This is a genomic window from Paenalicyclobacillus macrosporangiidus, assembly GCF_900116805.1.
Lineage (GTDB): Bacteria > Bacillota > Bacilli > Alicyclobacillales > Alicyclobacillaceae > Alicyclobacillus_H > Alicyclobacillus_H macrosporangiidus.
Window position 1 is genome coordinate 1 of record NZ_FPBV01000003.1, and the last position, 21,100, is coordinate 21,100.

A 21,100-nucleotide genomic window follows, 5' to 3' on the forward strand; every position below is an offset into this window, starting at 1 on the left:
GCTTGGCCTCATGTTGGATCACGATCACCCACCAGTAAACAACTACGACTACATTTTCATCATAATGTTGTGCCCCAAAGGGGCATGGGGGTTTTGGGGAATCGAGCGCGATCTTTTGGGGAGTTTTAATCCGCTATTGACACCATGCCAGCCTGCTCCTTCAGGAAGGTGTCAATCCGAAGATTGTTTCTGAGCGGCTCGGCCATGCGACCGTCCAAATCACATTGGACACGTATAGCCACGTCTTGCCCGGTCTTCAGCGTGTAGCCGCACGCCAAATCGACACTCTGCTCCGAAAACCAGGAGGCAACAATTTCGATACACGGAGGGTAGAAAAACGGTAGAAGAGGTCAAACAAACCGGCCTCCCGGAAACCCGAGAGGCCGCGTCACACCTGTGTTCTTCTGGAGGCGCCAGCCGGATTCGAACCGGCGAGTCGAGGTTTTGCAGACCTCTGCCTTACCACTTGGCTATGGCGCCGAAACAAATGGAGCGGAAGACGGGATTCGAACCCGCGACCCTCGCCTTGGCAAGGCGATGCTCTACCCCTGAGCCACTTCCGCATGCATTCCCAAATCATTCAATTGTGATTCATGTGTGATTCATGCTCCTGCGAACCCATTGAGGGTTGGCGCGCCGGTGACATCTGGTGGCTCGGGACGGAATCGAACCGCCGACACGAGGATTTTCAGTCCTCTGCTCTACCAACTGAGCTACCGAGCCATGTCTTCCTGTCTCGAGTTCCGGGACGGGTTCGAACCCGTCCACTCACTCGCCGGTCACCATTTGGCGCGCCCATTGTGGTGGAACCGATGGGATTCGAACCCACAACCCCTGCGCTGCCAGCGCAGTGCTCTCCCATTGAGCTACGGTCCCGCGAGGCGCTTTGGCACGGCTGCGCCGCACTCGAATCGCGGCGTCAACGGTTCTCAGTATAGCGAGCTCGCCTCCAAAATGCAAGAACCAATTTCACACATGACCCAAGGTGATTCTGGGCACCCTACCCTCCAGGCCGTGCTGTGCCGTGGCCACCACCCAGAACAGGAGGATGTCTACAATGAAGATGCGATGGATAACGCTTTCCACCCTAGCGGTGTTTGCGTTTGTGCAGCCCGCCCTGGCAGGTGAACATCTTTGGCGTGGCGCCGACACCTCAGTCGTTGCCATCGCTCCTGCTGGAGCCAACGATCTTCAACCAGCCACTTCCGATGTCCATCACGGCATGTCTGACGACCTGCACCATTTCGATGTCAAATCCAGTGTCCAAGTCTCCCGGCAGGACCTTCGCGAAGCGTATGAGGCCAGTCGTGATGCGTACACCAGAAAGCTCCAGAAGTTCGCGAAGTGTTCCCCACGTGATGCCGAGAAGGCGGTCGCTGCCGCCCATCCAGGTTTGAAGGTGACCCATCTGCAGTTGCGCAACATCCGCACCAATCTGGTGTACACCGGGATTGCGGAGGATGACGAGGACAAGTACCTGGTGATTGTCGACGCCGGCAACGGCAAGGTGCTGTTGGACCGGGAATTGCCCACGCATCACGAAAAGGTGTTCGCCGACTGATGGGTACGACGGACACCGGCTGACGGGTACCCACTCACGGATACCCATTGACGACAGGAACTGGCGGACACCGGACTGTAGAACAGCGAACCGTAGAACGGAGGACTGGCGGACGGCGGGTCCGGCAATGCATCCGCGACGCACCACGGAACGTGAAAAAGCGAGAGCCGCAGGCTCTCGCTTTCTTGCGTTCATCCATGGGGAATTTCATTCATCAATCAAGGATTTCATCCGAAATCCGAATCCGCTCAAACGAGGAGTCGCCGGATGCATCGCCGCCGAGGGCTCAGAACGCGCGCACCTTGACGTCCTGGACCTGAATCGGACCGACGCCGCGCGGCACCTCGATGGCCTCCAGGCGAGTCGCGCCGAGCGCCTTGGTGATGTAGTCACAGGCCACGTTTGGGTCGATGCGATCTCCGCACGTGTACACGTCGATGCTCGCGTACCCGTGTTCCGGGAAACTGTGAATTGTCAGATGCGACTCGGAGATGATCACCACTCCGCTCACACCTTGAGGCGCAAACTTGTGAAACGCGACCTCTCGCACCTCGGCCCCAGCCTCGAGTGCAGCGTTCACCATGATGCGTTCAATGCTTGGTAGATCGTTCAGCTTGTCGGCAGGGCATCCCCACAGTTCGGCGATCACGTGACGGCCCATCGTGTCCATGACAAAGCTCCCCCTTTGCCCATAAAAATAGCCATGCCCAATCAGGCATGTGGAAGTCGCACATTCACCACGGGGGAAAGTTAGTCCGGTGAGGTCCTAACCCTTTAAGTGACGGCGAACATTCCAGTTTGAAAATGATTCCAATCTGGTGTTCCAGACATTACGACAGATAGTATAAGACCTGCCCCCTGGATTTGCAACCACATTTTCTTGAAGAGACACGGGGAATCCCGCCCAATTTTTCATGGCGCCCCGAGGACGCGGTACCCTTCCAGATAGGCGTCGAGCATCCGCGCCGGTGTGAAACGGGGCAGGATCTCCAACTGAAAGGATCGCGCGAGCTTTTGGGCCAGATCGGCGTCGTCCAAGAGGCGCCGAATCTGCGCCGCGAGCGCTGCGCCATCCCCCACCGGGAACAGGAGACCGGTGCGCCCCGGTTCTATCAAACCGCGGGCGGCGGGAATGTCGGACATCACGTTCGGAATGCCGAAGTATCCCGCCTCCAGAACCGCGTAGGGCAGACCTTCGCTGCGCGAGGCCAACACGTGCGCATCCAGGGCCGACAAAAACGGGCCGATGTCCCGGAGGTGGCCCAACAGATGCACCCGGTCCTTCAGATTCAGCTCGGCGATCAACGCCGTGAGCGCGGTGCGCTGAGCGCCGTCGCCAGCGACGGCGAGGTGGACCCCCGGCAGATGTACCATGGCCTGGATGGCTGTGGGAATGTCCTTCACCGGGTCCAAGCGGGCGACCATCCCGATGACGGGCGTGTCCTCGTCGATCCCGAGTTGGCTGCGCAAGCGTTTCCGATACACCGCCGCGGGTTCCGGCAAAGGTTCGGCCGCCAGGGCGTTGGGCACCAAAAACCAGGGTTTCTCCGGGACGAGGTCCGAAAACGCCGGATTGCAAAGGAACAAGCCGGACGCGCTCCGAAGCGCCGTCAGATTCAACCGCGTCAGCACGGCGGATTTCCAAACGCTGGCCAGGAAGTCCTTCCGCGGGTCGCTGTGGATGGTGGAGACCCACCGCCGGTCGGCCATGCGGGCCGCCGTCGCGACCAGCACGTTCAGCCGCGGTCCGTGGGCATGCCACAGCCCGTCCGGCGGCTGCGCGCGCATCCGGACGGTGAGCGCCCGAATGGCCTGTACCGGCGAGGCCGGAAGGTGCTCCACCGCCGCCACCTCCCGCAACCGGTCCGCCAACGGGCCTGATCCCAGGGACAAAAAACAGAACCGGGCGTCCAGCCCGGCAGCCCGTACGCCGCGGGCGAAAGCCACCAGGTGGGTCGCCGCGCCGCCCTGTTCATTTCCGGGGACCACGACAGAAATCGGCGTCATGACCTGTCCCCCTGCATCATCACGACGGCCGGTTCCGGCGCTGATCGTGTTCTTCAATATAAGCGGAAATGTCCAGTTCGTCGAAGTGGATGTGTTCGCGATTGAGCAGCAGGTAGTCGATGGACGTTCCGGCCTGTTCGGCGACGAAACCGAGGATATGGTGGCGCCGAACCGTGGTCTCCGGCCACACCGCACGAAATGCCTCGTCCAGCCGGCGGAACTGCTCCTCCGTCAACCCGGGCACCATCCCCACAAATGCCTCCGGCGGCAATTCCAGGATGTCGTACAACTTGCCCTCGTACTCGATGTTCAGACCGAGCCGCACGCGGATCACATCCCTTTCCACAGAAATCCTTGGGTCGGATTGCATGAACCGGACACCATGCCGAAGCACCTCGCGTGCACGCGTTTCAGCGGCTTTATCGTGCCGTCACGGTGTTACAGTATAGCGAATCCTCCGCCCGGAAACAAACGGCAGTCACGCGGAAATGTTCATAAAGCCCTTGCAATCCCGCGTGGCCAGTCCCTTTTACCGAGCCGCTCCCGGACATACAATGGAAAGTAAAACACCAGAAGGTGTACACCGGGTAGGAGGGATTGGTTACGTGAACACCGTGAAGACCTGGCTCCTGATGGGTGTGTTGACGGTCATCCTGGTCCTGTTCGGCCGGGTGATTGGCGGCACGCACGGGATGCTGATCTTCCTCGTCATCTCCGTCCTGATGAACTTCATCGGGTACTGGATGAGCGGGACCGTCGCCATCATGATGACCGGGTCGCGCCCTGTGTCTGAACAGGAACTTCCAGAGGTGTACGCCATCGTTCGGCGGCTGGCGGAGCGGGCGAATTTGCCGATGCCCGAGATCTACCTGACGCCTTCCCCGCAACCCAACGCGTTTGCGACCGGACGCAATCCGCGGCACGCCAAGGTGGCGGTGACGGAGGGTATCCTCCAAGCCCTGTCGTGGCGGGAGCTGGAGGGCGTGTTGGCGCACGAGATCGCGCACATCAAAAACCGGGACATCCTCATCTCGTCGATGGCCGCCATGCTGGCCGGCGTCATCACGTCCATCGCCGACATGCTCCAATGGGCGCTGTTGTTCGGCATGGGGAACCGGGACGAGCGCGACAACGGCAACGCGATTGCCGAAGTGGTCATGATGATCCTCGCGCCGATTGCCGCCACCATCATCCAGCTGGCGATCTCGCGCACGCGTGAGTTCAAGGCGGACGCCACCGGCGCACGCCTGGTCGGCGATCCGAACCCGCTCGCCGACGCCCTGGAACGGTTGGAGGCGTACGCCCATCACATCCCCGCCAGCTTCAGCCCGGCGGCGTCTCACCTGTTCATCGTCAACCCGTTCACCGGCGAGTCGTTCATCAATTTGTTCCGCACACACCCGCCGACGGCGGAACGCGTGCGCCGGCTGCGCAGCATGCGCGTGCTGGGGTGAGCCCGGGTGGGAGATTCCCCGCCGCGTGATCGCCGTTGGATCACGCCCGTGACGTGATCCCCGGCCGGCCAACCACCATCACTCATACCGCAGCGCGTCGATGGGATCGAGACGCGCTGCTTTGTTTGCCGGGTAGATGCCGCAGATCACCCCTGTCGCCACCGAGAACAAAAATCCGACGGCGACCGCCTGCCAGGACACCACCGACGGCAGCGGCGTCGTCCAATGGACGATCCACGACGCCAACACCCCGAGCAAGATTCCAAGGCTTCCTCCCATCACCGTGATCATCACCGATTCCGTCAAAAACTGCAGGAGAATCGCGCGCCTCGTCGCACCCAGGGACATGCGGATGCCGATCTCCTGCGTCCGCTCGGTGACCGACACCAGCATGATGTTCATGACGCCGACACCGCCCACCACCAACGCGATGCCCGCCACGGCGCCGATGACGAGCGTGAGGATGGAGGTCACCGTCCCGACGATGCGCTCGACGCCGATGAGGAAGCCGGAAGCATCCTCGAAGGCATTCGGGTTGTGGGCGTGGATGTTGAGCACGGTCACCAAGCGCTGCGACAGGTCCGCCTTGTCCGTCCCGGGCGCGATGCGCACGTCCATCTCGGTGATGTTCCACCACGGAAAGAAGTCGTGGCACGTGGTCGCCGGCAAGTAGATGTAGTCCGCCCCGAGGATGCTCGCGAACAGATTGAACTGGGTGGATGCCGCCACGCCCACCACCTGCAGGGGATGGCCCGCGATGCGGACCACTTTGCCGACGGGATCGATCCCGCTGCCAAACAGCTTCCCGGCCAGCGATTGGCTGAGGACGGCGACGCTCCGATGGGCGGCCACGTCGGCGTCGGTGAACATCCGCCCGTCGACGACGACGAAATGCGCCAGGTCGTTCAACTGCGCGGGCCCTGCCTGGATGGACGCATTGACCTGGTGGTTGCGGTACACCACCACCCCCTGGCCGTAGAGGGAGTACGAGACCGACGCCACACCCGTGAACCCCTGCACGAGCTGGAAGTCCTGGTCGGTGAACTTCAACACCTGTCCTGGCTGGGGAAGTCCGGGTTCCACCACCTCGCGCGGCAGGATCTGAATTGTCTCCTCCGCCCCCTGGCTCTCGATGGCGGTGATCACCGCCGCCTTCCCTCCTTGACCGATGGCCACGATGGCGATGATGGACGCCACCCCAATGAGGATGCCGAGCATCGTGAGCATGGAACGAAGTTTGTTGGCCATCAGGGAACTCCAGCTCGCCGCAATCATCTCGGAGAAATTCACGCGCCGCGCCCCCTCTCTTCCCCCACCAGGCGCCCGTCGAGCATGTGGAGAATGCGCTGGGCGAACGACGCGACGCCGGGATCGTGGGTGATGACCACGATGGTGACGCCCCTCTGATGCAGCTCCGTGAAGATGCCCATGATCTCCCGGCCCGTACGGGTATCGAGCGCCCCCGTGGGCTCGTCGGCGAGCAGGATGGCCGGCTTGTTGACCAAGGCCCGGGCGATGGCGACGCGCTGTTTCTGACCGCCCGACAATTCATTGGGAAGGTGCGAGATGCGATCCCGCAGCCCCACCTCCTCCAACCGCGCCAACGCGCGCCGGCGCCGCTCCTCGCGCGCGACGCCGGCGTACACCAGCGGCAGCTCTACGTTGCGCAGGGCGGTCATGCGCGGCAGCAGGTGAAAGTTCTGAAACACAAACCCGATCTCGCGGTTTCGCACCCGCGCCAGCTCGTCGCCGGTGAGCCCGTCCACCGGGCGCCCGCGCAGGACATACCGGCCGCTCGACGGCTGGTCCAGGCAGCCCAGGATGTGCATCAGCGTGGACTTGCCGCTTCCCGAGGGCCCCATGATGGACACGAACTCCCCCGGATACACGGCAAAGCTGACGTCCTGCAGTACGGTCAGGCGTTCACTGCCCACCGGATACCACTTGCACACCCGTTCCAACGCCATCAGCGGTTCGGTCATCCCGTCCTCACCGCGCTTCCCGCGGCCAGCCCCGCGGGCGGGTTGAGGATCACCACATCCCCCGGCTGAAGCCCCTTCGTCACCTCGACGCGCGTGTCCGTCGTGATGCCCAACTGCACCGGCCGGCGCTCGGCCCGTCCGTCCCGCACCACGTACACGGCGTACCCCTGTCCATCCTGGACGAGCGCCGGATACGGGATGGCGACCACGCCCTTGTGGATGGCGCTGATGATGTGCACGTCCACCTGGTAACCGAGCGGCACCGGGAAATCCGCGGGGACGCCGAGATCGACCTCCACCTGCCCGCCGCCCGTATCGGACGTCGCGAACAGACCCACCTGCTGCACCGACACACGCCACGTCTTGCCGGGGAACGCCTCGCTCGTCACCTCCGCCGCCATGCCCTTTTTCACATGGACCGCGTCCACCTCGGACACCTGCGTGACAATCTGCTTCGCGTCTCCCACCACCTCGAGGACCGGCGCGGGGTTGCCGTCCGAGCCGATGCCGCTCGGGTTGACCAGCACCACCGTCCCGTCCATCTGGGCCCGCAGCAGCGTCGCGTCGTAGGCCGCCTGGGCCTGGCTCAGATTCGCCTCCGCCTGGGCCACGGTGGATCTCGCCTGGGCCACGGTGCCTGTGAACTGCCCCTGAAAGCCGGGCGGGGCGGCGGATTGCTGCTGCAGCGCGGCATTCAGCGTCTCCTGGGCCTGCGCCAGGTTGTTCTTGGCCGCCTGCAGCGCCGCCGCCTGCGCCTCGTTCTGCAACGTGATCAGGATTTGGCCTTTCTTCACCCGGTCCCCGACGTGGACATCCACCTTTTCGATGGGCGCCGTCAGGTTGGTCGGCATCACCATCTGACGATCCACCGGGCGTACGGTCCCGGAGGCGAAAATGGTCTCCTGCAGATCGGCCCGCTCCGCCACAGCGGTCGCCACATGCGGGGCGCGCGGCCGCCACCACCACACGGCGGCCACAGCCAGCACCACCAGCAACGCGAGCGCTCCCCACAACCATCTGCGCCGCCGTCGATCCGCCGCTTCGCGCACACGTCTCCCCCTCTTCGTCCCCGTGTCCGGCGGCCACATCCACGCCGTCCGGCTTGACCTATCCGTCCACCAACTTATCACATCCCCATCGTGCCTGAACAGGAAAAAGGGCGAGAGCCCCTGCTCTCGCCCGGTCCAGCGGCGGTCCTCACATCAAGCGGCCGTAGACCGTGTGCTCGGACTGCCTTCCTGGCGTGGCGGGCGGATGGCCGTCCGCCCGCAGGACGCCTGCCAATGCGCCCGACTGGACACCGCGCCCTGGCGCCCCGGGGGTCGCCGTGGACGACGGGCCGGCAGGGGCGTATGCGGCACCGTACGAATGAACGCCCGAGCCGAGCCGCGCGTCCGACACGCTTCCCGCGGCGGGCACGCCGCTGCCAATGGTGCCTCCGGAGGAGCGTGAGAGGGTGTGCATGCCGGTCATCTGCGGTTGCTGTTGCTGCTGCGCGCTGCCGAGCGCCGTCTGCAGGCGTTGGTGCATCTGCTGCAGTTGGCGGATCACCTGGGTCATCTGCCGCTGGAGATCCTGCAATTCTTGGACCACTTGGTGCATCCGGATGGTCTCCCCTTCCCTGATTTGATTCACGCGTCCATCCCGTCTGTGGAGAAGGTGTCGTCTTCGAGACCCCAGTTGGTGTCATGGGTCGGGTGCATGAACCGCGCCCCACCGGTCAACGTGCCTGCCCGGCCTTCGTCGAGGCGCCGGGCACCGGGATCGGCTTCGGGATCGTCCGTCGCCCACTCATCTCCCGCCATGAGGACTGGGTCCACGTCGGTGCTCCAGTGATCGAGCGGCGTCTCCCGCCAGGGAGGCAAGCCCTCGCGCGGATCGGGGCGCTGCGCACCTCGCTGTGTCATGGCGTATCCTCCCTCCACCAGCGGTCTGTCTATAACATGCGTCAAGGCCGCCGGGCTATGCGGCCTGTCCGCATACGCCGGAGCGGCGTCGCATAAGCATGTGGGGACAAGACGCGGGGAGGGAATCGCCGGATGGAGGCGCGCGTGTACGACCGGTTGTGCGGCTGGCTGTGCTTGGCCCTGGGGATCACCGGCTGGTGGACGGGGGCCGTCTGGGACTACATGCGCATCACCCGGCCAGAGGCGGGGCTGTGGACCGCGCTGGGCGTCCTCGCGGTGCTGGGCGCCCGCGCCAAGCGGCGGGAGGCTTTCCTGGTGTGCTGCCTGTTGACCTTCGCCCTCGCCTCCTGGGCGATTTGGGCATGGGTGGATTCCTCCGCACGGCTCGGCACGGTGGAACCGTTGGAAGGGTTGATCCGCCTGCTCGCGGCGGTCTGGGGCGTCTATGCGGCCGGGTCGGAGTTGGCCCGATGGGTGGCTCGCTGAGTTCGCTGGAGGGATACCTCTGCGCGACCGGGCACATACTACGCCGGAGGGCGGGGTCCGCCCGACGTCTCAAACTTCCGGGGAGGGTCTTTCCATGAAGGTCCGTGACCTGATGACGTCCGACGTCACCTGCTGTCAGCCCGCCGACACGCTGCAGCAGGCGGCGCAGTCGATGGCTTCGCAGAATGTGGGATCCATTCCGGTGTGCCAGAACAACAAGGTCATCGGCATCATCACCGACCGGGACATCTGCTGCAAAGCGGTGGCCGCCGGCAAGTCACACACGACTCCCGTTCGCGACTGTATGTCCCAGAAGGTCGTGACCTGCACGCCGGAAACCGACGCGCATGAAGCGGCGGACCTGATGGCCACACATCAGATCCGGCGGCTGCCCGTGTGCGATTCCAACGGAAGCCTGGTGGGCATCCTGTCCATCGGCGACCTCGCAACGGTGGACATCCACATCAACGAAGCGGGGGACGCCCTGAGTAAAATCTCGGTCCCGACGGCCGCCCCGAACGCCGTGCACTGACGGGTGTCCAAACGGAACAGCCCTCCCGGCGAGGGCTGTTTTTTTACGGCTTTTCATCCGCCTACGCAACAGATCCCCGCGGCATCGCCGCCTGCAGGCGCTTCACGCAGACGGTCCGGCGCACACCTCGCGCCGGACCGTCCGGAAACAGGGAACCGTCGGATGCGGTTGTTCAGTCCGGGCGGGTGTTACGCCCGGCCGCTCAGATGCTGCTCCGCAAACGCCACCAGACGTTTCGTGATCTCACCGCCCACCGAACCGTTCTGGCGCGAGGTCGTCTCGCCCCCGAGCTGAACGCCGAATTCGGTCGCGATCTCGTTCTTCATCTGCTGCAAAGCCTGACGCGCGCCGGTAGCCACGTAGTTGTTGTTGTTCGGCATATCGGCTTCACCTCCCCGAGGCATAGGATACCCACGATGCGCGGACATACTCTGGCAGCTTCTGCACCTTCCGCTTCAAAAACCGGCAGGGCGGACGCCGCTGCGTCCGCCCTGCCGCCAAACACCGGGATGTTTCCTTTGTCCGTTCAGCGGCCGGACATCGCCTGTTCCGCGAACGCCACCAGCCGCTTCGTGATCTCGCCACCCACCGACCCGTTCTGGCGGGAGGTCGTCTCGCCCCCGAGCTGAACACCAAACTCCGTGGCGATTTCGTACTTCATCTGCTCCAACGCGTTGGAGGCGTTGGACACCAAGTGCGCATTGTTCCTTGGCATTTCACATCACCTCCTTGTGGGTATTAGTCTGCCCGCAAGGAGGGGTTGTACACTGTCACTTTCTGCCGAATTCAGTCGAATCAACAAGCCGTCGCTGCTTCACCGTTCAGACAGCGGCACGAACTGGCGATGGGTCGGACCGGTGTACTCCGCGCGCGGCCGGATCAGACGGTTGTTGCGGTACTGTTCGAGCACGTGGGCCGTCCATCCGGAGATGCGGCTGCACGCGAAGATCGGCGTGAACAGATGCGTCGGCAGGCCCAGCGAGTAGTACAGGGACGCCGAGTAAAAATCCACGTTCGGATTCAGACCCTTCTTGTCCTTGACCAGTTGTTCAATCCGCCGGGACATCTCGAACCACTTCGTCTCGCCGGCGAGCTCGCCCGCCTTCTGGCTCAGCTTGCGCAGATGCGTGGCGCGCGGGTCCTCCGTCCGGTACACCCGGTGGCCGAAGCCCATGATCTTCCGTTTGGCGGCCAGGGCTTCGTCGATGTAGCTCTCGACGCGGGACATATCCCCGATCTCGAGCAACATCTTCATCACTTGTTCGTTGGCGCCCCCGTGCAAAGGCCCTTTCAACGTACCGATGGCCGAGGTGATGGCCGAGTACATGTCGGACAGCGTCGCCGCGGTCACCCGGGCGGAGAATGTGGAGGCATTCAATTCATGGTCCGCGTGCAGGATGAGGGCGGTATTGAAGGCCCGCTCCGTGAACTCGTCCGGGACGCGGCCCGTCAGCAATTGAAAGAAGCTGGACGCGGCGCTGAGTTCCGGATCGGGATCAATCGGGGCCTGCCCGTTGCGGATGCGTTCAAACGTCGTCACGATGGTCGGGATCTGCGCCACGAGGCGGGTCGCTTTGCGGACATTGGCCTCATACGATTCGTCGCCGTTGTCCGGATCGTAGATCCCGGCGAAGGATACGGCGGTACGCAGGACCTCCATCGCATTCGCGTCCTTGCGGACCCCTTTGAGGAAGTTCAGTACTTCAGGGGCCAGCGCACGCTGCCGGCCGATCTGCTGGTTGAACTCGTCCAGCTGCTGGCGATTGGGCAGTTCCCCGTGCCACAGCAGGTACACGACTTCCTCAAAGGAGGCGTTGCCGTTGACCAAGTCGTGAATGTTGTACCCTTGGTACACCAGACGGCCTTCCTTGCCGTCCAGGAAACAAATGTCGGAGGTGTTGGAAACGACGTCTTCAAGCCCGGCGACAAAAGATGTATCGGTGTCTTTCGACATGAAATGATTCCCCCTCCCGTTGATCGAGCCTTATTATACTACACTCCCGCCTCCCGCATAAAAGCGCATACAACCGGGCCCCCCGCGCAAGCCCCGCCCCGTTCGTGCGGACAGGCGGGCTGTGCTATGATAAAGGTGTTCACACCGTCGGCCTCGTACATACGGAGAACAAATCCATTGGCAGAGAGGATGGTTCCCATGGCTCGTGTATTCACCCTTGGCAAGGAGACCCCGCTCTCCGGTCCGGAGCTGAAGCCGGGCGACAAGGCGCCGAACTTCGAAGTCATCAACAACGCCCTTCAGAAGGTCACCTTGGACGACTTCAAGGGCAAGGTCAAGATCATCAGCGTCGTCCCGTCCCTCGATACGGGGGTGTGCGACGCGCAGACCCGCCGTTTCAATGAGGAAGCCGCCAAACTCGGCGAGAACGTGGTGGTGTTGACCATCAGCGCCGACCTGCCCTTCGCCCAGAAGCGGTGGTGTGGTGCAGCCGGCGTGGACCGGGTCATCACGCTGTCCGACCACCGGAACATGTCGTTTGCGCAAGCCTATGGCACGTATCTTGAGGAATTCCGGCTCAACAGCCGCGCCGTGTTTGTCGTGGACTCCAGCGACACCATCGTGCACGCCGAGTATGTGCCCGTCGCGGGCCAGCACCCCAACTACGAAGCCGCCATCGAAGCGGCAAAGGCGGCTCACTGAGCCGTTCGCGGTGCGCGAAAACCGAAGAGGCTGTGCGGTGTCTGCCGCACAGCCTCTTGGTCTTCACCGTGATGGCCACTCACCGCAGGGCCGGCCCCGAATCGGTCCGCGGTTTGACGGCCCGGTCCGTCCACAGCGTCGGCTTGGGGACGTGCCCCATGGTCCCCGTGGAACGCGCGTTGTCGCCCGCCTCTCCGCTCGCCTCTTCGGCCGGTTTGGAGATGCCGAGCGCCCATCGCAAGGTGTCGGAACGGAGTCCGCGGCGCAGGCTTTCCAGAGAGATCACGTCGCTAGGCGGAATGTTTCCGAAATTCACCTTGTGCCCGAACTTTTGAATGTAGTACACCTGCTGCTTGGTGAGGGGCGCCTCCCATATCACCCGGGTGGACAGCGGACCCAGGGCATCGGCCAACGCGTTCACGTCCGACTCGCGGACGTTGCCCTCCTCATCGTACACGTTCACCCCGCGGCCCCCCTCGCGGCCTTCGACAATCACGTAGTGGGCCCCGGTCGACAGGTCGCCTTGGATGATGCTCGCCTGTTGGCGAGGCGGCAGCATGTAGCCCGACCACTTCTTGCCCACTTCCGTCAGGACGATGAACCCCATCTTTCTGGCGGCGCGGATGATCTCGCGCCGTGTGCGGAGCGGGAGGTCGATGGTGCCGTCCGAGACCTCCACGACGCGGATGCCCCCATCCCACAGAGCCTCCAGGTAATCGCGCCAGATGCCCTGGGAGACGGCGATCTCCAACGATGTCCCGCCCGGGTAGGCCAGCACCCCGTACTCCTGGCACAGACTCACCTTGTCCATCACCCGCTCCGGGGGACAGACGGAGGCGCTGGCGAATCCGAACTTCCAAAAATCGATGTGCGCCGCCCCCAACTCCAGCACACCGCGCATCTGGGCCACGGAGAGTCCGCTGTCCATCACCATCGTCAGACCGGACAAACGCGGTTTGTCGACCCTCCCCGGCAGGGCATCCTCCAGCAGTTCAGACCAGTACGGTTTGCTCACAGCACAAGCCCCTTCGTGTGGTGTTCCGTATCACCACAACCTATGGAGCCACCGGCCGCTGTGTGCAACATCACGCCCAACCCACGCCTGCCTGGATGGAATTGCCGGACGACCGACCGTTGGGCGCATCAGCCCGTGAACCACATCAGCGCCGCGATACCGAGCAGGACCACGCCGGATAACCGGTCCGCCGGGACGGTGAGACGGGCCCCCAGCCACCGCCCGAGCTCGAGGCCGAGCAGGGTCATCGTCAGGCTCACCAACCCGAACACGGCGGCAGCGAGCAGGATGGGGACGTGCAACATCCCCAGGCCGAACCCGACGGTCAGGTTGTCCAAGCTCAACACCACCGCCAGCATGAGGCTGCGGACGCCCATCGTCCGGCCGGGCGGCCCCACCGCCTCCTCCGCCTTGACAATCAGGTAGGCGCCGAGGATCACCAGGAGCCCGACGCCCACATCCCGCGACGCCCCTCCGACGGCGCGGGAGAGTTGACCGCCGAGAAACAGGCCGGCCAAGGGCATCACGGCTTCAAACAACGCGAACAAAACGGCGGTCCCCATCTGCTGGGACCGCTTCATGTTCGTCGTGCCGAGGGCCACCGACGCCAACGTGTTGTTCATTCCCAAGGCCAAGCCGATGAGCACCAACTGCAGAAGCAAACCGGTACGCCTCCTGTCATGCCCCGCCCCGCGGCGCGGCCACCTCCGGCAGGGGCGCCCGAGTCCGCCAGATGCGGGTGGTGTCGACGCCGAGCGCCGCCAACGCGTCGCCGACAAAGGACTGGGTGCCGAGCACGAGGAGCACGTCCCCCGGCCCCAGCCTGGCCTCCGCCCGCGACAAGGCGTCCTCGGCATACTCCGCCTCGCGGACGTCGGACCACCGCGTCCGCGCCAGCTCGGTCCAGCGACCGTCAAAGCGCAGGTGCGGATTGTGCGCTCTGGCGAAGACCAGCCAATCCACGGTGCCGTGGAGCGCGGCCAGAACACCCTCCCCGTCCTTGTCCGCCGGCAGACCCAGCACCGCACCAATGCGGCCGCCGCGATCCCGGCGCGCCTCCGCCCACGCCGCCGCATACTGTGCGGACGCGCCGTGGATGGTGCCGTCGACCACCACCCAAGGGTTCTGCCGCACCACCTCGAGGCGCCCGGGCAGCCGCAGGTCGCTGAGGTCGATCCGCTCGGGCATCGGGCGCCCGGGCCGGAGCCGCGTCCAGACGGCCCGCGCGGCCGCCATGGCCACCGCCGCGTTCTCCACCAGAAATCCGCCGCCCATCTCCGGCAGCCGGATTTGAAACCGGCTGCCGGCCACCTCCACAATGACCAGTTTATCCCCATCTGCCGTTCTGCAGTCCACGTGCTCGCCGAGGACGTGCAGGTCCGCCCCCTGCCGTGCGGCCTGGTGCCGGAGGATGGCGAGGGGCACATCGCTCTGCCGGTGGCTCACCACCCAACGGGTCTCCGGGGTGATGACGCCCGCCTTCTCCCGCGCCACGTCGGACAGACCCGGGCCCAACTGCTCGCGGTGCTCGAGGAACACCGGCGCCACCACGGCCCCCTCGTGGCAGACGCGGTTGACGTCATCGTGCAGGGCCCCCCGCCCCAGCTCGTACACGTTCACGTCGGTGTCTTGCTCCCGGAACCACAGCGCCGCCACCACCGCCAACAACCCGACCGGCCCGAGGTACTGGCCCTCGGGCAGTTCGAAGCCCGCGGCAATCTCCGCAATTCGCCGCACGTACGAGACGAATTGCGGTTCGGGCATCATCTCCCCGTCGACGCGAAACCGCTCCATGAAGTCCACCAGATGCGGCCCGGTGAACAGGCCCACGCGCAATCCCAGCCGCTCCAGGATGCCGGCCAGGAGGATGGCGTGCGAGCCCTTCCCTTTGCTCCCCGTGACCGCGACGTTGTACCCGTGCCGATCCGGCCGACCGAGCGCACCCAACAGCCGTTCTGTCCACTCCGGGTGGCGTACGTCCCGGTCGTAGCCCGGTTTGAGGTTGGGCTTCGCACGGTTGTACGATGCGTAGATCCAGTTGATGGCCTCGGTGGCCGGTGTCGGTCCGACGATACGCGACAACGTGCATCGCTCCATCCTGAAACGCCCCCGCGCACGGCGGGGGCGTCCCTGTCCTGTCTGTTCCTTCCCCATGATGCCCCTTCCCGGGGCCGATTGCAAGCCAGGCCGGGGCCGCAGCGGCCCAGGTCACCGCATCATCCGTCCAGCCGCGGCGCCCGGCGAGCCTGGATGACCTGTTCAAACGCGTACGCCCAGCGGACGAGGGCCGGTTCGCTGAACGCCGGGCCGGTGAACGTCGCGCCGACCGGTTCCCCATCCTCCGTATACCCGGCCGGCACCGTGATGGACGGGTAGCCCGCTTTGGCGGCGATGCCCGCCCCGAGGTTTCCCGGAAACAGCAGCGCATCCAGCCGGTGCGCCGCCAGCACCGCGTCGATGCCCTCGTCCCGCGACCAGCGCAGGTCCCGCAGCCGGGCCGCGAGGTACGCCGGTTCGGTCAGGGTGCCGCTCGTCGCCTCCGCCTCGAGCATCCACGCCTGCCCGTACTGGAGCATCTTCTCCGCATGGCGGAGGTTGAATTCAATCACGTCGCGCAGCGAATGCACCGGCACATGGGGCGCCAACCGGCCGAGGTACGCGTTGAGCGCCGGCTTGAACTCGTACACCAGCACCGCAAGGTCCCACTCCGCGTTCGCCGACGGGATGTCGGCGGGATCGACCACCTCCGCCCCGGCGTCCCGCAGGGCGCGGATGGCCTCCTCCATCACCGCCTGCTTGCCTGACGGCAGCTTGTCCCAATAGCCTTTTCGCGGCACGCCGATGCGCGCCCCCCGCAGTGCGCCCTTGTCGAATGCGGCGGTGAGGTCTGCCGGGAAGTCGGCCGGGATGCGCCAAGTCGCGGGATCTCCCTCGTCCCGTCCGGCGAGGGCCTGCAGCATCAGGGCCGCGTCGACGACGCAGCGTGCCATCGGGCCAGCGGTGTCCTGGCTGTGGGAAATCGGGATGATCCCGGTACGGCTGACCAGCCCCACGGTCGGCTTGATGCCGACGAGCGAATTCTGGCTCGACGGGCTGAGGATGGATCCGGACGTCTCCGTGCCCACCGCGGCGACCGCAAGGCCAGCCGCAACCGCCGCCCCCGACCCGGAGCTCGATCCGCCGACGTCAAACCGCCCCGGCCCGTACGGGTTCTTCACCTGCCCCCCGCGCGAGCTGTAGCCGCTCGGCATCCCCCGCGTCATGAAGTTGGCCCACTCGGTCATGTTCGCCTTGCCGAGGATGACCGCCCCTGCCGCGCGCAGCCGCTGTGCGACAAACGCGTCGCGCGCGGCGTACGAATCCTTCAACGCCAGCGACCCCGCGCTGGTGTGCATCTTGTCGCCCGTGTCGATGTTGTCCTTCACCAACACCGGGATGCCGTGCAGCGGTCCGCGCGGCCCGTGGATCCGCCGCTCGAGATCCAGCGCCTCGGCGATGTGCCAGGCGTCCGGATTGATCTCCAGCACCGCGTTGATGCCGGGTCCCGCCTTATCGTAGCGGGCGATCCGCGACAGGCACGCCGCCACCAGATCGCAGGCCGAGACCTCGCCCGCATCCATGCCCGCCTGGATCTCCGGGATGGACCGTTCCAACCAGGCCTCCGCGCCCGTAACCATCGAATGCGCCTGTGTCAACCGATTCCCTCCTGTCCTCGTTCGCGGTCAGTCCTGCGCCCTCGTCCGGATGGCCTCCGGATTGACCGCGTTGGGCGGCACCTCGCCCGCCAGTGCGGTCACCATGTTGCGCGCCGCCGTCACCGCCATGGCGATGCGGGTCGCCTTCGTGGCGCTGCCGATGTGCGGAAGGGTGACCACGTTGTCCATCTGCAGCAGCGGATTGTCGGGCGCCACCGGCTCCTGCTCGTACACGTCCAGCGCCGCCCCGGCGATGCGCCCTTCGCGCAGGGCCTCAATCAGCGCCGATTCGTCCACCACCGGGCCGCGCGCTGCGTTGATGAGGTACGCGTCCGGCTTCATCAGCGCCAGCTCGCGGGCCCCGATGAGCCGCGTCGTCTCCGGCGTCAGCGGCGTCAACAGCACCACGAAGTCCGCCTCGCGCAAGAGGTCGTCCAGCGGCCGGTACTCCGCGCCCAGGGCTTCCTCCGCCTGCGGATTGCGTGAGCGGTTGTGGTACAGGATGCGCATGTCAAACCCGCGCGCCCGGCGCGCCACCGCCTGGCCGATGCGCCCCATGCCGACAACCCCGATGGTCGCGCCGTACACGTCCCGGCCCACCATCAGGCTCGGCCGCCAACCGTCCCACCGGCCCGACTTCACATACCGGTCGGCCTCCACCACGCGCCGCGCGATGGCCATCAGCAGGGCGAACGCCAGATCGGCGGTCGTCTCCGTCAGCACGCCCGGCGTGTTGGTGGCGACGATCCCGCGGCGCGTCAGGGCCGGGATGTCCAGGTTGTCGTAGCCGACCGCGATGTTGCTGACCACGCGCAGCCTCGGGGCCGCGTCGAGCACCGCCTGGTTCACCTTCACGCGTGAATAGATGACCAACCCGTCGGCGTCGCGCACCCCCGCCAGCACCTCGTCGTCCGGCACCGGGTCCTCCGTGTCCCGGTAGCGGATGTCGCAGTGCTCCGCGAGGATCCGGTAGGCCTCGTCGGGGATGGCGTTCGGCACGTACACCTTCGGCCGGCTCATGCGCGCTCCCTCCCCAACAGGTGATGGATGACCGCGTCGGCCACTTCCTCCGTGGTGGCCCGGCCGCCCAGATCCGGCGTGACGCGGCCGCTGACCAGCGTCGCCTCGATGGCGTCGAGCAGCTTTGCCCCCAGTTCCTGCTCGCCGATGAAGTCGAGCATCATCTTGGCGGTCCAGATCTGGCCGATGGGGTTGGCAATCCCCCGGCCCGCAATGTCGGGCGCCGACCCGTGCACCGGCTCGAACATCGACGGGTACTTCCGCTCCGGATTGATGTTGGCCGCCGGCGCCATGCCGATGCTGCCCATGATGGCCGCGCCCAGGTCGGTGAGGATGTCGCCGAACAGGTTGGACGCCACCACCACGTCCAATTCGTGCGGCTGCAACACGAAGTAGGCCGCCAGGGCGTCGACGTGCATGACGCGGGTCGACACGTCCGGGTATTCCTTCGCAATCTCCCGGTGCACCTGGTCCCAGAACGGCATGGTGTGGATGATCCCGTTGGACTTGGTCGCCGCCATCAGGCGTTTGCGGGGCGATTTGGCCGCGAGATCGAACGCGTAACGAAGCACGCGCTCCACCGCCATGCGGGAGAAGTAACTCACCTGGACCGCGGTCTCATACGGCGTGCCCTCATGAATGCGCCCGCCCATACTCGAGTACTCGCCCTCGCTGTTCTCGCGCACCACGACGAAGTCAATTTCGCCCGCCTTCTCGGATTTCAGCGGCGACGGCACGCCGCGCAGGGTCTTCACCGGGCGCAGGTTGATGTACTGCTGGAACCCGCGCCGGATGGGGATGAGCATCCCCCACAGGGAAACGTGGTCCGGCACGCTCGGGTAGCCGCAGGCGCCGAGGAAGATGAGTTCAAAGTCGGAGAGGATCTGAAGCGCGTCCTTCGGCATCATCTCGCCATGCTCGAGATAGTATTCACAGCTCCACGGAAACATCTGATAGTCAAACTGGAGCCCGCCGTGCAATTCGGCCGCCGCGTTCAACACGCGCACCGCCGCCGGCACGACCTCCTTGCCAATCCCGTCTCCCGGAATCAGCGCCACACGATACCGGTTCATCTGAGTCACACCTTTCGCCCAATACTGACGTGACGCATCCAGGATACCATGTCCCCTCCTCGCCGGCGTACCGGTCCCTCGGGATTCCATCCCGCACCTTGCCACCATCCTGCCCTCTGCACCGTCCTATGGAACAGACAGACCAACAGGCACAAGGAGGCCGACGCGCATGCATCGCAACCGCATGGCACCTGCACACGTCACCGCCGCCGCACTTGTCCTCATCACCCTGGGAGGGTGCGGCGTCCCCGCCTCACAGCGCCCTGCGGACCCTGCGGCGGGTCCCGCCCAAGCGTCCGCGCGCACATCCGATTCCGGCGCCGTCACCGGCGCAGCATCCCGCGGCCAGGGTGTGCCCTCCTCCCAGCCGCAGCCGTCCCTGCCCATGACGTTCTCCGCGGACGCCTGGCGCGGCATGGGAGAAGCCGCCATCCTGGTCGCCCCCGCGTCGTCCCAAAACGCCCCCGGCGGATGGCTCTTTCTCCTGCCGTCCATCCCCGCGGACGCGGGCGCGAACGTCCTCGCCGGCGCCCATCCCGTCTACCTGGGCGATCACGTCCTGACCGCGCGCATCTCCCCCGACGGGCGGTGGGTCGCTGTCATCCGCCAAGAGCCCTCGAACGGCACCGCAGACCCTGCCCCCGCGTGCAGCCTGTGGTTGGTGGCGGCCGACGGGCGGAGCAGCCAGCGAATCGCGGACGGAGATCCCATCACCGGCGATTGGCAGCCCGATGGCACCTTCGTGTACACCGACGGCACCGCGGCCGTCTACGCGGTCAGTCCCGCCGGTCCGCCGCACCAACTCCCCGTCTCCACCGCGCCCGGCGCTACCCTCCAACAGGTGGTGCCGAATCCCCGCGACGGCCGGCTCGCGCTGCTCGAAACCGTCCCCGATCCCGACGGCCAAGCCATCGACCGGCACGACGAGCTGTTGCTGTGGGACCCGAACGGCGCCCGCACCACCGTCCTGCAGACCGCGGGCAAGGGCGACGGCTTCTTGCTCGGTCCCTGGACGGCGGATGGGCAGGCGCTCTTCTACTGGCCCGATCCGCTCCACTCCGCGTCGCTCGCCGCCGACGGCCTGAGCCTCCACCGCGTGGACACCGCCGGCCATGACCAGGTGGTCACCGACGCCCTACCCGGTTCGGGTGCCATCGCGCCGACCGCGGGATCGCAGGCGGCCATCCAGACCGGCGCCGGGCGGACGCTGTGGAATGCGCCGAAACAGGTCCAATGGTGGGACGGCCAGCGGCTGACGCCGGTCTCCCCGAACCCCGGGCACACCCAACTGTGGCCAACGGTCAGCCGAGACGGGAAGACGGTCGCCTTCGTGGAGGGACCCGCCACCGCCCCGGCGTCCCAGAACCCGTCCGCCGACGGCGTCTCCCTGGCCTGGTGGGCCAAGACGTCGCTGGTGGCGGTCGATCTCGAGCGCCACCAGCGGCACGTGCTGGTAGCCGCGGGCGGCGATCCCGTGCAGGCCCGCTTCACCCCGGACGGGCGCGTCCTATACGCCGACCGCACGGGCCTCGCCTGGGTCGCGCCGTCCGGTCAGGCACCGCCCCGCCGGGTGCTGACCGTCACGCAGACAGGCGCGCCCATGCCTGCCCAGTGGGGGGTCGTGGCGCCCATCGGGATCGCCGACCTCCACCGGTGAGCCCGGAGGTGCCCAGGCTCGTCCGCCAACGGCGCGGGTTTTCGGCCGCGCCCGC

The 21,100-nt window shown here is 65.7% G+C and carries 24 protein-coding genes, 4 tRNA genes and 1 pseudogene; 8 read left to right on the forward strand and 21 right to left on the reverse strand.

Going from position 1 to position 21,100, the window contains the following annotated elements:
* The coding region (locus tag BM357_RS20075) for a hypothetical protein (RefSeq protein ID WP_217647664.1) at positions 1-193 on the forward strand (193 nt) is incomplete at its 5' end.
* Positions 144-344 (forward strand): annotated as a pseudogene (locus tag BM357_RS20875) (hypothetical protein); the annotation flags it as partial. The gene BM357_RS20075 and the pseudogene BM357_RS20875, both read left to right, overlap by 50 nt.
* Positions 345-405: 61 nt before the next feature.
* On the opposite strand, the gene BM357_RS03600 reads toward BM357_RS20875, so the two are convergent.
* From BM357_RS03600 to BM357_RS03615, 4 genes are all read right to left on the reverse strand, one after another.
* A tRNA-Cys gene (locus tag BM357_RS03600) sits at positions 406-480 on the reverse strand.
* 8 nt (positions 481-488) lie between these two features.
* Positions 489-563: transfer RNA gene (locus BM357_RS03605), tRNA-Gly, on the reverse strand.
* An 84-nt stretch (positions 564-647) separates the two neighbouring features.
* Positions 648-723 (reverse strand) — tRNA-Phe (locus BM357_RS03610).
* A gap of 78 nt (positions 724-801) precedes the next feature.
* A tRNA-Ala gene (locus BM357_RS03615) sits at positions 802-876 on the reverse strand.
* Between the two features lie 181 nt (positions 877-1,057).
* On the opposite strand from BM357_RS03615, the gene BM357_RS03620 reads away from it, so the two are divergent.
* On the forward strand, positions 1,058-1,561 hold the full coding sequence (locus BM357_RS03620) for a PepSY domain-containing protein (RefSeq protein WP_245783823.1): 504 nt from the start codon (positions 1,058-1,060) through the stop codon (positions 1,559-1,561).
* 286 nt (positions 1,562-1,847) lie between these two features.
* On the opposite strand, the gene speD is transcribed toward BM357_RS03620, so the two are convergent.
* The 3 genes from speD to BM357_RS03635 form a co-directional block, all read right to left on the reverse strand.
* Positions 1,848-2,231: an adenosylmethionine decarboxylase gene (gene speD, locus BM357_RS03625; RefSeq protein WP_029421102.1), complete on the reverse strand. Its 384-nt coding sequence runs from the start codon at positions 2,229-2,231 to the stop codon at positions 1,848-1,850.
* A 242-nt stretch (positions 2,232-2,473) separates the two neighbouring features.
* On the reverse strand, positions 2,474-3,568 hold the full coding sequence (locus BM357_RS03630) for a glycosyltransferase family 4 protein (protein WP_074949769.1): 1,095 nt from the start codon (positions 3,566-3,568) through the stop codon (positions 2,474-2,476).
* Between the two features lie 19 nt (positions 3,569-3,587).
* The gene (locus BM357_RS03635; RefSeq protein WP_074949771.1) at positions 3,588-3,893 is read right to left on the reverse strand and encodes a hypothetical protein; all 306 of its coding nucleotides are present in this window, start codon (positions 3,891-3,893) and stop codon (positions 3,588-3,590) included.
* Between the two features lie 280 nt (positions 3,894-4,173).
* Here BM357_RS03635 and BM357_RS03640 point away from each other — a divergent pair, with 280 nt between their 5' ends.
* Entirely contained in the window at positions 4,174-5,022 is an 849-nt protein-coding gene (locus BM357_RS03640) for a zinc metalloprotease HtpX (protein ID WP_074949773.1), read from the forward strand.
* A 78-nt stretch (positions 5,023-5,100) separates the two neighbouring features.
* Here BM357_RS03640 and BM357_RS03645 read toward each other — a convergent pair whose 3' ends face one another.
* The 5 genes from BM357_RS03645 to BM357_RS03665 form a co-directional block, all read right to left on the reverse strand.
* Entirely contained in the window at positions 5,101-6,312 is a 1,212-nt protein-coding gene (locus BM357_RS03645; protein ID WP_074949775.1) for an ABC transporter permease, read from the reverse strand.
* The gene (locus BM357_RS03650) at positions 6,309-6,992 is read right to left on the reverse strand and encodes an ABC transporter ATP-binding protein (protein WP_175511439.1); all 684 of its coding nucleotides are present in this window, start codon (positions 6,990-6,992) and stop codon (positions 6,309-6,311) included. Before BM357_RS03650 ends, BM357_RS03645 begins: the two co-directional genes overlap by 4 nt.
* Positions 6,993-7,000: 8 nt before the next feature.
* A complete protein-coding gene (locus tag BM357_RS03655; RefSeq protein ID WP_175511434.1) occupies positions 7,001-8,053 on the reverse strand; it encodes an efflux RND transporter periplasmic adaptor subunit in 1,053 nt (350 codons plus the stop codon).
* 148 nt (positions 8,054-8,201) lie between these two features.
* Positions 8,202-8,606: a hypothetical protein gene (locus tag BM357_RS03660; protein ID WP_139234548.1), complete on the reverse strand. Its 405-nt coding sequence runs from the start codon at positions 8,604-8,606 to the stop codon at positions 8,202-8,204.
* Between the two features lie 29 nt (positions 8,607-8,635).
* Entirely contained in the window at positions 8,636-8,911 is a 276-nt protein-coding gene (locus BM357_RS03665; RefSeq protein ID WP_074949782.1) for a DUF3905 domain-containing protein, read from the reverse strand.
* Between the two features lie 132 nt (positions 8,912-9,043).
* Between BM357_RS03665 and BM357_RS03670 the strand changes: the two genes are divergently transcribed.
* Both BM357_RS03670 and BM357_RS03675 read left to right on the forward strand, forming a co-directional pair.
* Positions 9,044-9,397, forward strand: a complete 354-nt coding sequence (locus tag BM357_RS03670; RefSeq protein ID WP_074949784.1) for a hypothetical protein — start codon at positions 9,044-9,046, stop codon at positions 9,395-9,397.
* A gap of 94 nt (positions 9,398-9,491) precedes the next feature.
* Positions 9,492-9,929, forward strand: coding sequence for a CBS domain-containing protein (locus tag BM357_RS03675; protein ID WP_074949786.1), 438 nt, complete (start codon positions 9,492-9,494; stop codon positions 9,927-9,929).
* A gap of 188 nt (positions 9,930-10,117) precedes the next feature.
* On the opposite strand, the gene BM357_RS03680 is transcribed toward BM357_RS03675, so the two are convergent.
* The 3 genes from BM357_RS03680 to BM357_RS03690 form a co-directional block, all read right to left on the reverse strand.
* The gene (locus BM357_RS03680) at positions 10,118-10,309 is read right to left on the reverse strand and encodes an alpha/beta-type small acid-soluble spore protein (protein WP_074949788.1); all 192 of its coding nucleotides are present in this window, start codon (positions 10,307-10,309) and stop codon (positions 10,118-10,120) included.
* Positions 10,310-10,455: 146 nt separating this feature from the next.
* A complete protein-coding gene (locus BM357_RS03685; protein WP_074949790.1) occupies positions 10,456-10,644 on the reverse strand; it encodes an alpha/beta-type small acid-soluble spore protein in 189 nt (62 codons plus the stop codon).
* Positions 10,645-10,743: 99 nt separating this feature from the next.
* Positions 10,744-11,883 carry a citrate synthase gene (locus BM357_RS03690; RefSeq protein ID WP_074949792.1) on the reverse strand — a complete coding sequence of 380 codons (1,140 nt, stop codon included), beginning with the start codon at positions 11,881-11,883 and terminating at the stop codon, positions 10,744-10,746.
* 198 nt (positions 11,884-12,081) lie between these two features.
* Here BM357_RS03690 and tpx point away from each other — a divergent pair, with 198 nt between their 5' ends.
* The gene (tpx, locus tag BM357_RS03695; RefSeq protein ID WP_074949794.1) at positions 12,082-12,585 is read left to right on the forward strand and encodes a thiol peroxidase; all 504 of its coding nucleotides are present in this window, start codon (positions 12,082-12,084) and stop codon (positions 12,583-12,585) included.
* Positions 12,586-12,664: 79 nt separating this feature from the next.
* Here tpx and comA read toward each other — a convergent pair whose 3' ends face one another.
* The 6 genes from comA to BM357_RS03725 all read right to left on the reverse strand — a co-directional run bounded on the left by comA (position 12,665) and on the right by BM357_RS03725 (position 19,388).
* Positions 12,665-13,600, reverse strand: coding sequence for a phosphosulfolactate synthase (gene comA / locus BM357_RS03700; RefSeq protein WP_074949796.1), 936 nt, complete (start codon positions 13,598-13,600; stop codon positions 12,665-12,667).
* A 128-nt stretch (positions 13,601-13,728) separates the two neighbouring features.
* Positions 13,729-14,262 (reverse strand): manganese efflux pump MntP, encoded by a 534-nt coding sequence (locus BM357_RS03705; RefSeq protein ID WP_074949798.1) that lies wholly within the window; start codon positions 14,260-14,262, stop codon positions 13,729-13,731.
* A 16-nt stretch (positions 14,263-14,278) separates the two neighbouring features.
* Entirely contained in the window at positions 14,279-15,697 is a 1,419-nt protein-coding gene (locus tag BM357_RS03710) for a glutamate ligase domain-containing protein (RefSeq protein ID WP_175511435.1), read from the reverse strand.
* Between the two features lie 119 nt (positions 15,698-15,816).
* Positions 15,817-17,277, reverse strand: a complete 1,461-nt coding sequence (locus BM357_RS03715) for an amidase (RefSeq protein WP_074950078.1) — start codon at positions 17,275-17,277, stop codon at positions 15,817-15,819.
* 45 nt (positions 17,278-17,322) lie between these two features.
* On the reverse strand, positions 17,323-18,315 hold the full coding sequence (locus BM357_RS03720) for a 2-hydroxyacid dehydrogenase (protein WP_074949802.1): 993 nt from the start codon (positions 18,313-18,315) through the stop codon (positions 17,323-17,325).
* Positions 18,312-19,388, reverse strand: coding sequence for a tartrate dehydrogenase (locus tag BM357_RS03725; RefSeq protein WP_074949804.1), 1,077 nt, complete (start codon positions 19,386-19,388; stop codon positions 18,312-18,314). Before BM357_RS03725 ends, BM357_RS03720 begins: the two co-directional genes overlap by 4 nt.
* A 169-nt stretch (positions 19,389-19,557) precedes the next feature.
* On the opposite strand from BM357_RS03725, the gene BM357_RS03730 reads away from it, so the two are divergent.
* Positions 19,558-21,045 (forward strand): TolB family protein, encoded by a 1,488-nt coding sequence (locus BM357_RS03730; protein ID WP_074949806.1) that lies wholly within the window; start codon positions 19,558-19,560, stop codon positions 21,043-21,045.
* The last annotated feature ends 55 nt before the right edge of the window (positions 21,046-21,100 follow it).